At 63.3% G+C, this 11,933-nt stretch carries 13 protein-coding genes; 7 read left to right on the top strand and 6 right to left on the bottom strand.

The window, feature by feature from the left end:
• Nucleotides 1-244 precede the first annotated feature (244 nt).
• Nucleotides 245-1,228 (bottom strand): 4-hydroxybenzoate octaprenyltransferase, encoded by a 984-nt coding sequence (gene ubiA, locus EN885_RS02405; protein WP_128242506.1) that lies wholly within the window; start codon nucleotides 1,226-1,228, stop codon nucleotides 245-247.
• 216 nt (nucleotides 1,229-1,444) lie between these two features.
• On the opposite strand from ubiA, the gene purD reads away from it, so the two are divergent.
• A complete protein-coding gene (gene purD, locus EN885_RS02400) occupies nucleotides 1,445-2,722 on the top strand; it encodes a phosphoribosylamine--glycine ligase (protein WP_128242485.1) in 1,278 nt (425 codons plus the stop codon).
• Between the two features lie 20 nt (nucleotides 2,723-2,742).
• Here purD and EN885_RS02395 read toward each other — a convergent pair whose 3' ends face one another.
• Nucleotides 2,743-3,843: a glycoside hydrolase family 25 protein gene (locus EN885_RS02395; RefSeq protein ID WP_164759238.1), complete on the bottom strand. Its 1,101-nt coding sequence runs from the start codon at nucleotides 3,841-3,843 to the stop codon at nucleotides 2,743-2,745.
• Nucleotides 3,844-4,018: 175 nt separating this feature from the next.
• Nucleotides 4,019-4,255 carry a hypothetical protein gene (locus tag EN885_RS02390; RefSeq protein ID WP_095486212.1) on the bottom strand — a complete coding sequence of 79 codons (237 nt, stop codon included), beginning with the start codon at nucleotides 4,253-4,255 and terminating at the stop codon, nucleotides 4,019-4,021.
• 210 nt (nucleotides 4,256-4,465) lie between these two features.
• Here EN885_RS02390 and EN885_RS02385 point away from each other — a divergent pair, with 210 nt between their 5' ends.
• Both EN885_RS02385 and EN885_RS02380 read left to right on the top strand, forming a co-directional pair.
• A complete protein-coding gene (locus EN885_RS02385) occupies nucleotides 4,466-6,244 on the top strand; it encodes an acyl-CoA dehydrogenase (protein WP_127205744.1) in 1,779 nt (592 codons plus the stop codon).
• Nucleotides 6,245-6,277: 33 nt separating this feature from the next.
• On the top strand, nucleotides 6,278-7,033 hold the full coding sequence (locus tag EN885_RS02380; RefSeq protein WP_095486210.1) for a crotonase/enoyl-CoA hydratase family protein: 756 nt from the start codon (nucleotides 6,278-6,280) through the stop codon (nucleotides 7,031-7,033).
• 43 nt (nucleotides 7,034-7,076) lie between these two features.
• On the opposite strand, the gene EN885_RS02375 is transcribed toward EN885_RS02380, so the two are convergent.
• From EN885_RS02375 to pdxH, 3 genes are all read right to left on the bottom strand, one after another.
• Entirely contained in the window at nucleotides 7,077-7,370 is a 294-nt protein-coding gene (locus tag EN885_RS02375; RefSeq protein ID WP_095486209.1) for a type II toxin-antitoxin system RelE/ParE family toxin, read from the bottom strand.
• On the bottom strand, nucleotides 7,367-7,612 hold the full coding sequence (locus EN885_RS02370; protein WP_095486208.1) for a CopG family ribbon-helix-helix protein: 246 nt from the start codon (nucleotides 7,610-7,612) through the stop codon (nucleotides 7,367-7,369). Before EN885_RS02370 ends, EN885_RS02375 begins: the two co-directional genes overlap by 4 nt.
• Nucleotides 7,613-7,794: 182 nt before the next feature.
• Nucleotides 7,795-8,412, bottom strand: coding sequence for a pyridoxamine 5'-phosphate oxidase (pdxH, locus tag EN885_RS02365; RefSeq protein WP_095486207.1), 618 nt, complete (start codon nucleotides 8,410-8,412; stop codon nucleotides 7,795-7,797).
• A 40-nt stretch (nucleotides 8,413-8,452) separates the two neighbouring features.
• On the opposite strand from pdxH, the gene EN885_RS02360 reads away from it, so the two are divergent.
• The 4 genes from EN885_RS02360 (at nucleotide 8,453) to EN885_RS02345 (ending at nucleotide 11,904) form a co-directional block, all read left to right on the top strand.
• On the top strand, nucleotides 8,453-8,926 hold the full coding sequence (locus EN885_RS02360) for an RT0821/Lpp0805 family surface protein (RefSeq protein WP_095486206.1): 474 nt from the start codon (nucleotides 8,453-8,455) through the stop codon (nucleotides 8,924-8,926).
• A gap of 99 nt (nucleotides 8,927-9,025) precedes the next feature.
• On the top strand, nucleotides 9,026-9,946 hold the full coding sequence (locus EN885_RS02355) for a DnaJ C-terminal domain-containing protein (protein WP_095486205.1): 921 nt from the start codon (nucleotides 9,026-9,028) through the stop codon (nucleotides 9,944-9,946).
• A gap of 385 nt (nucleotides 9,947-10,331) precedes the next feature.
• Complete coding sequence (locus EN885_RS02350) at nucleotides 10,332-11,081, top strand: hypothetical protein (protein WP_127205743.1); 750 nt, start codon at nucleotides 10,332-10,334, stop codon at nucleotides 11,079-11,081.
• The gene (locus EN885_RS02345; protein ID WP_128242484.1) at nucleotides 11,029-11,904 is read left to right on the top strand and encodes a DUF1194 domain-containing protein; all 876 of its coding nucleotides are present in this window, start codon (nucleotides 11,029-11,031) and stop codon (nucleotides 11,902-11,904) included. The genes EN885_RS02350 and EN885_RS02345 overlap by 53 nt, the downstream gene beginning before the upstream one ends.
• Nucleotides 11,905-11,933 lie beyond the last annotated feature (29 nt).

The raw sequence follows: 11,933 nt of genomic DNA, 5'->3' as shown, positions 1-11,933 counted from the left end.
GCATACTGGCCGCCTGCGCTTACAATCTGCGCACCATGATTGGCGTCCTCTATCCACCCGATGAGAGGCGGACATGAGGGAGGAGTGCGTCCACAATCCGGCAGGATGGCTGCCTAAACCGACAAAGCCTCGCAAGGGCCGCGGAAAACCGCTCTGCCGGCCTTCAAAAAGGCCCCCACTGACCACCGAACTCCACTTCGCTCCCCGTGCAAAGCCCTCACAAGGGGAGAAGGGAACAGGCTCCCTAAACCAGCGGCTTCAGCGCCACCCACACAGCGCCTCCGATCAGGCCAAGGAAGACCAGCCAGCCGACCTGGTTGTTCGACCTGAACAGAAGCATGCACTGGTCCGGATCGTCGATGTCCAGCATGGCGATCTGCCTCGTCATATGGGCGCCGGCGGCGACCAGCCCGGCCAGCGCCGGCACTGGCGCCTGTGCCGACGCGAAGGCGATGGCGAAGCAGACCAGCGCCCCGCCATAAAGCCCGACGAGCCAGGCCTTGGTGTTGTCGCCGAACAGGCGGGCGGTCGAGCGCACGCCGACGATGGCGTCGTCTTCTTTGTCCTGATGCGCATAGATCGTGTCGTAGCCGATCACCCACAGGATGGAGCCGATATAGAGCATGACGGCCGGGCCATCGAGATCACCGAACTCGACCGCCCATCCCATTAGCGCACCCCAGGAAAAAGCAAGGCCGAGAACCAGTTGCGGCCAATTGGTAAATCGCTTCATGAATGGATAAACGGCAACGATGGCGAGCGAGCAGATACCGAGCAGGATGGCGAAGCTGTTGAACTGCAAAAGGACAGCGAGGCCGATCAATGCCTGGACGGCGAGAAACGCCCAGGCCTGCCGACGTGTGACCTTTCCCGCCGGCAGCGGCCGCGAACGCGTGCGCTCCACCTGGTTGTCGATGTCCTGGTCGACCAGGTCGTTATAGGTGCAGCCGGCGCCGCGCATGGCGATGGCACCGATCAGGAACAGCACGAGATACCATGGTGCCGGCAGCAGCGAGAGCAGCGGGTCGCCGGGGCGGGGATAGGCGCTTGCCGCAAGCGCCGCCGACCACCAGCACGGCCACAACAGCAACTGCCAGCCGATCGGCCGGTCCCATCGCGCAAGCTGCGCATAGGGCCACAGCCAGCGTGGCAGAATGCGGTAGACCCAGTGGCCGCTCGGCGCATCGGCGACGCGGCCCTGGGCTGCTTTCGACTGGACGGGTTCCATTGTGCTGGAGTGGCAGCAGAGGCGAACGCCGTCAAGCATCAAGCCAAATCGTCATGGCGTAAATATCGTAGGCGGCGAACCAGCCTTTCCCCCGATATCGGGCATTGATGCCCGACGTTCCCGTGCGCAATTGGTCGCAAATCATCCAAATGTCTTGACCCATCGTCCGAGGCGCAATAGCGCAGTCCTGATCGTGGAATGGCAAGGGATCTGGGCATGCGTGTTTTGTTGATCGGCTCCGGCGGCCGCGAACATGCCCTGGCCTGGAAGATTGCGGCCTCGCCGCTGCTGACGAAGCTTTACGCCGCCCCCGGCAACCCGGGCATCGGCCGCGAAGCCGAACTGGTGACGCTGGATATTGCCGATCATGCGGCGGTGGCCCGGTTCTGCATGGAGAAAAAGATCGACCTCGTCGTGGTCGGGCCGGAAGGGCCGCTGGTCGCCGGCATTGCCGACGACCTCCGCGCCGCAGGCATCCGCGTTTTCGGCCCGTCCAAGGCTGCGGCGCGGCTGGAAGGCTCGAAAGGTTTCACCAAGGACCTTTGCGCGAAATACGAAATTCCGACCGCCGCCTATGGCCGTTTCGGCGACCTTGCGTCGGCACGGGCCTACGTCCAGAAAATGGGCGCGCCGATCGTCATCAAGGCCGACGGCCTCGCCGCCGGCAAGGGCGTCACCGTCGCCATGACGTTGGCCGAGGCGCTAGCCGCGCTCGATGCCTGTTTCGACGGGTCTTTCGGACAGGCCGGTGCGGAGGTGGTGGTCGAGGAGTTTTTGGTCGGCGAGGAGGCGAGTTTCTTCTGCCTGTGCGACGGCGTCACCGCGCTGCCGTTCGGCACCGCGCAGGACCACAAGCGCCTCGGTGACGGCGACATCGGCCCGAACACCGGCGGCATGGGCGCCTATTCGCCGGCCCCGGTGATGACGCCGGAGATGATCGACCGCACGATGCGCGAGATCGTCGAGCCGACCATGCGCGGCATGGCCGAACTTGGCGCGCCATTTTCCGGCGTGCTGTTCGCCGGGCTGATGATCACGGACAACGGGCCGAAGCTGATCGAATACAACACTCGTTTCGGCGACCCGGAATGCCAGGTGCTGATGATGCGGCTGAAGGACGATCTCTTGGTCCTCCTCAACGCTTCTGCCGATGGCCAGCTTGCACATATGTCAGCGCGCTGGCGCGACGAGGCGGCGCTCACCGTGGTGATGGCGGCCAGGGGCTATCCCGGCACGCCGGAAAAGGGCTCGGTCATCCGCGGCGTCGAAGAGGCCGCGGGCGATTGCGTCGAGATCTTTCATGCCGGCACCGCCATCAACAGCGGCGCGCTGGTCGCCAATGGCGGCCGTGTGCTCGACATCACGGCTGTCGGCGGCACCGTCGGCGGGGCGCAGAGACGAGCCTATGCCGCGCTCGACCGGATCGATTGGCCGCAAGGCTTCTGCCGCCGCGACATTGGTTGGCAGGCTGTGGCGCGCGAGCAGGTGCGCTGACCCTTCAACGGCTTTCAGATTTAGCGCAGCCCACGGTCGAACTCGGTCGATGCGGTGCTGACCGGATCGCTGGCGGCGGGCGCCGCTTCAGAGGCCGATGCAGAGCGCTTCTCCTTCCGCGTCCAGGCCACATATTCGGCAACCCCGCGCGGAAGGCGCGGCGCGGCCTTTACAAAAGGCAGTTGAAAGCTGCTGCGGAATTTGGTCCAGCGTGCGCTAAACGCGGCGGTTATTTCGGCGAAGGTCGGTGGTGCCGCCACGGTCGCGTAGGTGATGGCATTGCCGGCTAGCCCAGCCTCGCGCGAGAGAGGCACCGGTATCGAGGCGAGGTAAACCGGCTGCACGTCGATCAGGCCGCCGAAGGGCCATTGCGCGCGCAATGCGGCGGCATCCATCGGTGCGACATTGACATCGATGTCGTTGGGCGTGCCAGCCACCCGGTAAGGGCAGCGGAACCGCCCGCAATTCGCTTTTGCCGAAAACTGCCAGAGTGCGTAGCCTTGCCAGTTGCCCATCGGGAAATGCACGCCGATGTCTGGCTTGTAGCGCGCATACCAGAGCGGTAGCCGCGACAGGAGCCGGTATTTGTACTTGTTGTCGGCGATGTGCTTGGCGGTCTTGCCGTTGGTGTAGAGCACCGGAAAGCGGCCAATCCGCCGATGCACGTGGCGCACGAACTCCTCGGCATCCTCGAGCGACATCCATTTCGTGGGGTCATCATCCTCGATGTCGAGAGCAAGCAGGTCATCCGGCCCAGGCTTCGCGAAATTGATGAAATTATTCGCCTGTCCCACGGGATTGCCGGGGCGGGCGAGATGATAAGCGCCCCATTTCAGGCCGAGCGCCTTGGCCACCACCTTGCGCGTCTGGAACAGTTCCTGCGCTACCGCATGGCGCTTCCACAGCGTCTTGCAGAGCCTTGTCTCGGTCTCGGCACCGAAACAGAAATAGGGTGGCGGCATCCCGTCGGACGCCTTGTTGATGAAGCCGACGATGCGTTTGTCGGTGGCAAGTTCAGCCCAGTCGATGGAATTGTATTCGTAGGCGTCGATCACCAGCGCCCGGTCGGTGTTCTTCCACGGCTCGGAGAAATCCGAGGCTTGTGCCGGCCCCAACGCCATTGTCATCGCGGCCGCGACGACGAGGAGTCCTAGGCGGCGAAGGGGGTGCGCCGGCGGTTTCAAACAGCAGATCCTTGCTGGCCAAAGCCTGATCCTGAACCGCCATGGTTAAGGAAATGCTTTCGGCGGCCCGCGGCGAATGCCGCAATTCTGCCGGTGGCGGCTTCGCTTGCCATCAACGGCGGGAGAGCGGCTGGATTTGGAATGGGTCGGGCGCCGGCGCTTGCGGCAGCGTTCCCTCGGCCTCGCGTTTGCGATGATGAGCCACCGAGCATTGCGGCGAACACAGAATGCCGCGATCCGACCAATAGGCGGCGCCGTCCTCGACCTTGCCCCGATAGTGCCAAAAACCTGCCGCTCGATAGGGCAGCCCGCATTCGAGACAGCGATAGGCGTCAGGTCTGGCAAGCACGGGCGGTCCGATCCGGTGTTCTTGATCCGTCGCCGGTCGAACTTGTCCGGCTTTTGCCGAATTTAGCCTGTGTCGCAGCAATTGCAAAATCTGCGTGACAAATTTTGACGTTTACGTAAAAAGAAGGTGGGAGAGGCGACCCAAAGGCGGATGGTTTTGTGTCGGCACGGATCTTAAGTTGACCTGCCGGACACAGGAGGAGCGAGCGGCATGTATCGGGCACCAGTCGAGGAAATCGCCTTCACGCTGAAGCACGTGGCCGGCCTGAAGCCGGCGCTCGACGCCGGCACCTTTGGCGACCTTGGCGAAGATCTCGTCGACGCCATTCTGGCGGAAGCCGGCCGCTTCGCCACAGAGGAGATCGCGCCGCTCTACAAGATCGGCGATGAACAAGGTGCGGTGCTGAGCGGCGCTGCCGTCACCACGCCGCCTGGCTGGAAGGCGCTTTATCGTCGCTGGATCGACGGCGGCTGGAACGCGCTATCCGCACCGGAGGAATTCGGCGGCCAGGCGCTGCCGACCATGCTGGGCGTCGCGGCGCTCGAAATGTGGAACTCCGCCGCCATGGCCTTCGGCATCGGCCCGACGCTGACCATGGGTGCGGTCGAGGCGCTCGACAAGCACGCCTCGCCGGCGCTGAAGGCCAAATACTTGGAAAAGCTCGTCTCCGGCGAATGGATGGGCACGATGAACCTGACAGAGCCGCAGGCGGGCTCGGACCTGAATGCGTTGCGTGCCCGCGCTGAGCCGGCCGGCGACGGCACCTACCGCATCTTCGGGCAAAAGATCTTCATCACCTATGGCGAGCACGATTTCACCGACAACATCATCCATTTGGTGCTGGCGCGGCTGCCGGATGCGCCGGCCGGCACGCGTGGGCTTTCGCTGTTCCTGGCGCCGAAATTCCTTGTCGGCGACGATGGCGCGTTGGGCGCGCGCAACGACGTGTTCTGCTCCGGGCTGGAGCACAAATTGGGCATCCACGCCTCGCCGACCTGCACTATGATCTATGGCGATGGTTTCGAAGGGACAGTGCCTGGCGCGATCGGCTGGCTGATCGGCGAGGAAAACAAGGGCCTCGCCTGCATGTTCACCATGATGAACAATGCGCGGCTCGCCGTCGGCATGCAGGGCGTGGCGGTCGCCGAAACGGCCACGCAAAAGGCGCTCGCCTACGCCAATGACCGCCGGCAAGGCAAGGCTGCAAGCTATGATGGCGACGGCATGGCGCCGATCGTCCATCACCCGGACGTGCAGCGCAATCTCCTGACCATGAAGGCGCTGACCCAGATTGCGCGCGCCATCAGCTATTCCTGCGCGCATGCCATCGACAACGCGCGGATATCCAGTGGCGATGAAGCCACCCACTGGCAGGAGCGCGCCAATCTGTTGACGCCGCTGGCCAAGGCCTTTTCCACCGATGTCGGCGTCGAGGTCGCCTCGCTCGGGCTGCAGGTGCATGGCGGCATGGGCTTTATCGAAGAGACGGGTGCGGCAGCACTTTATCGCGACGCGCGCATCGCGCCGATCTACGAAGGCACCAACGGCATCCAGGCGATCGACCTGGTGGCGCGCAAGCTGCCGCTTGGCGGTGGCGAGCATGTTCGTGGTTACATCGCCGAACTGAAAGCGGTCGCCAGTCAGGTGCGGACCTCAAATCTTCAGGGGTTTGGCCGCACCGCCGATGGTCTCGACAAGGCACTCGACAATGTCTGCGAAGCGACACGTTTCCTGCAAGGGCTGCTTGCCGACGGCCGTTCGGACGAGGCGCTGGCCGGTGCGACGCCATATCTGAGGCTGATCTCGCTTGCGGCGGGCGGCGCTTATCTGGCGCGCGGCGCGCTTGCCGACCAAAGCCGCATCGCCCTTTGCCGTTTCTTCGCCGAAAACCTGCTTGGCGAGGCGGGCGCGCTGAAGGAGCGCGTCATCGGCGGCGCCGAAAGCCTTGCCACTGCCAGCAAGGCACTGATTTCTGCCGGAACTTCCTGACGTTCACAAGTTCACGTCCACAAGGGGCCGACTATGACAGACCATATCCTCGTCGAGCGCCAGGGCGCCATCCAGATCATCCGCATCAACCGTCCGGAAAAGAAGAACGCGCTGACGCGCGCCATGTATGCGAGAATGTCCAAAACCCTTGCCGAAGGCGATGCCGATCCGGCGGTCCGCGTTCATGTCTTCCTCGGTGTTTCAGGGGCCTTCTCGTCCGGCAACGACCTAGCCGATTTCATGGTCGTCGCCACCGGCGGTGAGGGCGGCACCGAAGTCTGGGATTTTCTGATGGCACTGGCCAGGGCGGAAAAGCCATTGGTTTCCGGTGTCGATGGCATCGCGGTCGGCATCGGCACCACGCTCAACCTGCACTGCGACCTGACCTTCGCCACGCCGCGCACTGTGTTCCGAACACCCTTCGTCGATCTCGGCCTGGTTCCCGAGGCGGGATCGAGCTTGCTTGCGCCTGAGATTCTGGGCCGGCAAGGCGCTTTCGCGCTGCTTGGTCTCGGCGAAGGTTTTTCGGCCGAGCGGGCGAAGGCCGCCGGGCTGATCTACGCGGTGGTCGAGGAAAACGAGCTCGAAGCCTCCGTGCTGGCAGCGGCCGGCCAGATCGCAGCCAAGCCGCCGCAAGCGCTGAAGATCGCGCGCGACCTGATGCGCGGCTCGCGTGAAGACCTCGTTGCCCGCATCGGTGAGGAGAGCGAGCATTTCCGCGAGCGGCTCAAATCCGACGAGGCCCGCGCTGCCTTGATGGCCTTCATGACCAGGAAGAAAGCAGGCTGAAGGCGGTGTGGCCTGATGACGCGAGCCATGGTGTTGGGCGATTTTAGAGGGCTTGTGGCCACCGTTGGGCGGTGTGCATGACGGTGAGTATTTCGACAGTCTCGCCGTTGACGCGATAGGGTACGATATACGGAATATCAACCAAAACGAGTTCCCGCGTCGCCTTGATGCGCCCGATGCGCCCCATGGCCGGTTGCTCGGCGAGATGTTCTGCCGCCGTCACGATGCGCGCAATGACTCGGGCGGCCGCTTCGGGGTTGTCTTTCTCGATATGCGCGCCGATTTCGTCAAGCCGACGCAGCGCTCGCATGGTCCAGCGGATTCTTTTGCGGCTCATGCTCGGCGGGCGGACTTGACGTATTTTCCGACAACACCGGCTACATCACGGTCACTGGCAAAATCGCCGCGCTCAGCTTCGGCCAACCCGGCCTCTATCTCGGCGAGTTGCCATTCCTCACGGGCTACAAAGTCCTCAATGGCCTGCGCAGCCACATAGGAGCGCGAGCGGTCGAGCTTTTCGGCAAGCTGGTCAAGCCTGTTTGCGGTTTCATCCGGGACGCGCACGGTAAAAGCCGTCATGGTCTTAACTTTCGTTTGGTTCACGATGATTATTGGCGAACCAACGTGGTTCGTCAAGGATTACCGGGGTCCTCCTGGGGCCTGGTGCCCCTTACTTCAAGGCGCGCCACCCTATATCGGCGATGCCATGTTGCCGCGCGCCCAGTTCTCCCGTTGGTGAAGCTGCTTAAGGGCCACCCTTATCAGGGATAAAGCCTTGTCTTGTCCCAGCCGCCCTTGGCGTTGCGTGAAAAGACGACGCGGTCGTGCAGTCGGAAGGGCCGGTCGTGCCAGAACTCGATCGTCTGCGGCACGATACGGAAGCCAGACCAGTGTTTCGGCCGTGGGATCTCGCCGATCGCATAGCGCGCCGTGTATTCGGCAACCGCTTTTTCCAGTGCGAAGCGGCTCTCCAGCGGCCGCGATTGCTTCGACGCCCAGGCGCCGATGCGGCTGCCGCGGGGGCGCGTCGCATAATAGGCGTCCGCTTCCGCTTCGGTGACGATCTCCACCGGCCCGCGCACGCGCACCTGCCGGCGCAGCGATTTCCAGTGGAAGCACATCGCCGCCTTCATGCTGCCAAGAATCTCACGGCTCTTGGCGCTCTCGAAATTCGTATAGAAGACAAATCCGCTTTCATCGAACCCCTTGAGCAGCACCATCCGCACATTCGGCATGCCCTCGGCATCGACGGTCGCCAGCGCCACGCCGTTGGGATCGTTGATCTCACTCTTCGTCGCGTCGTCGAGCCATGCGGCAAAGAGGCGGAATGGCTCGGCAGCCTCGGTAAAGTCACCGCTTGTTAACTCAGTTTCGCTCATAGTTTTTCCAAATTCTGTTGCCGGCTGGGGAGATTGCCGATTGTCGCGTATCGCGCAACTTTTTGACAGCAGGCAATGGAGCCTTATTGCTTCGGCCAGCGCCCAGGCTGCGGTCAAGGTCGCGATCGTGCTGGTAGCCTTGTCGCTTGCCGGCTGCGGTGGCGGCGGCTTCAGTTTGGAGCAGGCGGAGGTCGACCGTACAATCCTCACCAGCAGCACCCCTGTTTCTGCCTCGCCGATCGATCAGGATCGCGCCTCGGACCAGACGACGATCCGCAACGCGGTGTCTTCCGCCGATATCCAGGAACTTGGCGGGCAGGCCGTTCCCTGGGCGAATTCCGATACCGGTTCGCGCGGCTCGATCACGGAACTGGCAGAGTCTAGGGACAACGGCCAGCTTTGCCGCCGCTTCACCGCCTCGCGCGAAAGCTTCGACGGCGTCGCGCTGTTCAAGGGCGAGGTGTGCCTGGCCGGCGCCGGCGCCTGGCGGATGCAGGACTTCAAAGCGCTCTGATTTTCCGCCATCATATGACCGCGCGCCACTGGAATTTCTTCCTATGCGAGCGCATATAGATGGCAATCGTGGACTCACTCCTTCTCCAGGGCAGGAAGCATGCGCGACCCCTATGAGGTGCTGGGCGTTGCTAAGAACGCATCGGCCAAGGACATAAAATCGGCGTACCGCAAACTCGCCAAGGAGTATCATCCGGACCAGAATCCGGATCCCAAGGCGAAGGAGCGGTTTGCCGCGGCCAACCAGGCTTACGAGATCGTCGGCGACGAGAAGAACCGTGCCGCTTTCGATCGCGGCGAGATCGACGCCGATGGCAAGCCGCGTTTCCAGGGCTTCGAAGGTGCCGCGGGCGGCGCCGATCCGTTCGCCGGCTTCCGTCGGCAGCAAGGACCGGGCGGCTCGCGCTTCGAGTTTCGCTCAAGCCGTCCGGGCGGCGATCCGTTCGACGGCAACAGCGACATCTTCAGCCAGATTTTCGGCGAGACCTTCTCTCGCGGTGCCGGCACGGGCGCCGGCCGGCAGGCGCCGTCCGGCGCCGACCTGAACGTGACGCTCGACGTCACCATCGAGGAAGCGGCGACCGCGGAGAAGGTGACCGCGATGTTCCCCGACGGACGCAAGGTCGCCGTCAAGCTGCCGGCCTATGTCGAGGACGGCCAGACCATCCGGCTGAAAGGCCAGGGCGAGCAAGGGCCGGGGCAGCCGGGCGACGCGCTGGTCAAAATCCACTTCCGCCGCCATCCGCGCTATCGTGTCGAAGGCCGCGACCTCCATGCCGACTTGGCCGTGGCACTGGCGGATGCCGTGCTGGGTGCCAAGGTGGCGGTCGAAACGCCGACCGGCAAGCTTGCGGTCAATGTCCCCGCCTGGTCGAGCTCGGACAAGGTCCTGCGGCTGAAGGGCAGGGGCCTGCCGGAAAAAGTTGGCGGTCACGGCGATCTCTACGCACATGTGCGGCTGATGCTGCCTGAAGGTGGCGACAGCGATCTCGAAGCGCTGATGCGCAACCGAAAACGCTAGCTTGGCGCGTCAAAGGCGGGCTGCGCCGCAAACGCTCCTGTCTCTCACCTGTCCGTTTTGATCGATTGCAGGACTCAGCCGCATTCCGCGACATCGCTCGATGACGAACGCCCGCCCGGAACATGGCCGGCTCGCGCCAGGCGGGTCAGTCGCTCGTCGCCGACAGCGTTTTCTTTTGCGCGGGCGGAATAAACCCGCGGCCGCCCCGTTTCCAGACCATGCCGGAGGCCGATGAAGTCGCGGTCAAAAACCGCCAGGACCGAGCTCAGCCGAGCGGGCTGAACGTCGAGGGGCGGTCCAAGAGCACGTCTTGCCCCAATCTGGATCTTTTGGTTGACTAACGAAATTGTCCGTCAAACGAGTAGCAACGAAGGAGCGCGTCGGATTGCTGGGTCATGCGTTATCGAGTTTGGAAAGTGCGTTCGGGGAAATCCGGGCGATGCATCGAAACGACAGGCTCAGCAGGGTTTTCGCGCTGATAGTAATATGCCTGAATATCTTCGTCATCACCGTTCCATTCGCGATCGAGGCGCTTCGATCTGTCGGAATTTCACGCTACGATCTGCCTGCGCGTCTTAACATCAGCAGGGATGGATCGCTGCCCGAGATGTTCAACTACGGGCAGGCCGCGCTTTGCGCCCTGTTTCTGTTCGGCATCTGGCTTCGAACCAGGGAGCATATGTTTCTTGCCTGGTCGCTGATTTTTAGTTTTGTGACGCTCGACGACGCCACCCGTTTCCATGAGCGCGGCGGCCTGCTGTTGGCAGCGACATTCGACCTCGTTTCGCTGCCGGGCATGCGGGCTCGCGACACCGGAGAAATCATCACCTGGTCGGTGGTCGCGCTCGGCCTGCTGGCGCCGCTGTTGTGGTCATTCCGCCAAAGCAGACCCAGGCAACAAGCCCTCGGATCGGTGTTTTTGCTGCTGTTCGCGTGTCTTGTCGGCTTTGCCGTGGTGGTGGACATGCTGCACTTCCTGACGGGCTCGAAGCTCGTTGGTTACGCGGAAGACGGCGGCGAGATGCTGTCGATTGCCGTCGCCTGTTGCTGTGCGTTCATCCTCTATCGCGGGCTGGGGCGTGATGCGGATCTTCAGGCAATGGATCCGAGCCTGCCGTTCTCGAAGCGGACATAACCGAATTGCTGAAACGGCCGCGCGAACAGGAGGAATAAGTTTGGCTCCGGCCCGTTACCCCCGGGAACATTCCTGGAGGGCCAATGCTGTCGCACCTGTTTCCGTCCGTTCCAACGCGCAGGTTCTGCGCCGTTCAGAACACCAGGAGGTGAAGCCGAAGCCTGCTATGCCGGCGAAACCTTGCCGCTGGCGCGCCCTATATCTCGCCCTGCCATTGATGGTCTTCCTGTGCGGCACGTCGCCAGCGGCCAAGGCGGTCGTGCCGGGCACCGACGCCAATGTCGTCACAGCAATCGACGTATCGGACTCGATCAGCCGATATGAGGAATGGCTCCAGCAGACCGGGCTCGTGCGGGCGCTCGTCCACCCCGACTTCCTGCGCGCCGCCACCGCCGGCCCGCGGCGTCGGATCGGGTTCGCCGTCTTCACATGGTCAAGCGATGGCAAGTTCGACCTGTTGGTGCCGTGGACCGTCATCGGCTCGGCCGAGGACGCCGCGCGCCTGTCTCAGGCGCTCGCTTCGGTGACGCTCATCGACCGGACCCATTACGGAGGCGGCGATATGGAGCAAGACCGCGACGGCGACGCTGATCCCGCGGCGATGCACGATCGTCTGACAGACATGTCGGAGGCGATCGACTTTGCTTCGCTCCTGTTGACGTCATCGCCGCACGCGACGGAGCGCGCGGTCATGAACATCTGCGCCAACGGAACCGACAATTTCGCGGGCGGAACAGAATCCTCGCGAGACGCGGCGCTGGAACTACTCTTGCAGAACTGCTGCATGGCATGGCGTGCCGTCTTTTCGTCAATTTTCGCTTGAGCACGCCACAAGCGCTTCGCCCAGGCAAT

This window comes from Mesorhizobium sp. M6A.T.Cr.TU.014.01.1.1, from assembly GCF_004022765.1.
GTDB lineage: Bacteria > Pseudomonadota > Alphaproteobacteria > Rhizobiales > Rhizobiaceae > Mesorhizobium > Mesorhizobium mediterraneum.
The sequence above is the reverse complement of the archived record's forward strand: the minus strand, read 5'-3'. Positions and strand labels throughout refer to the sequence as shown.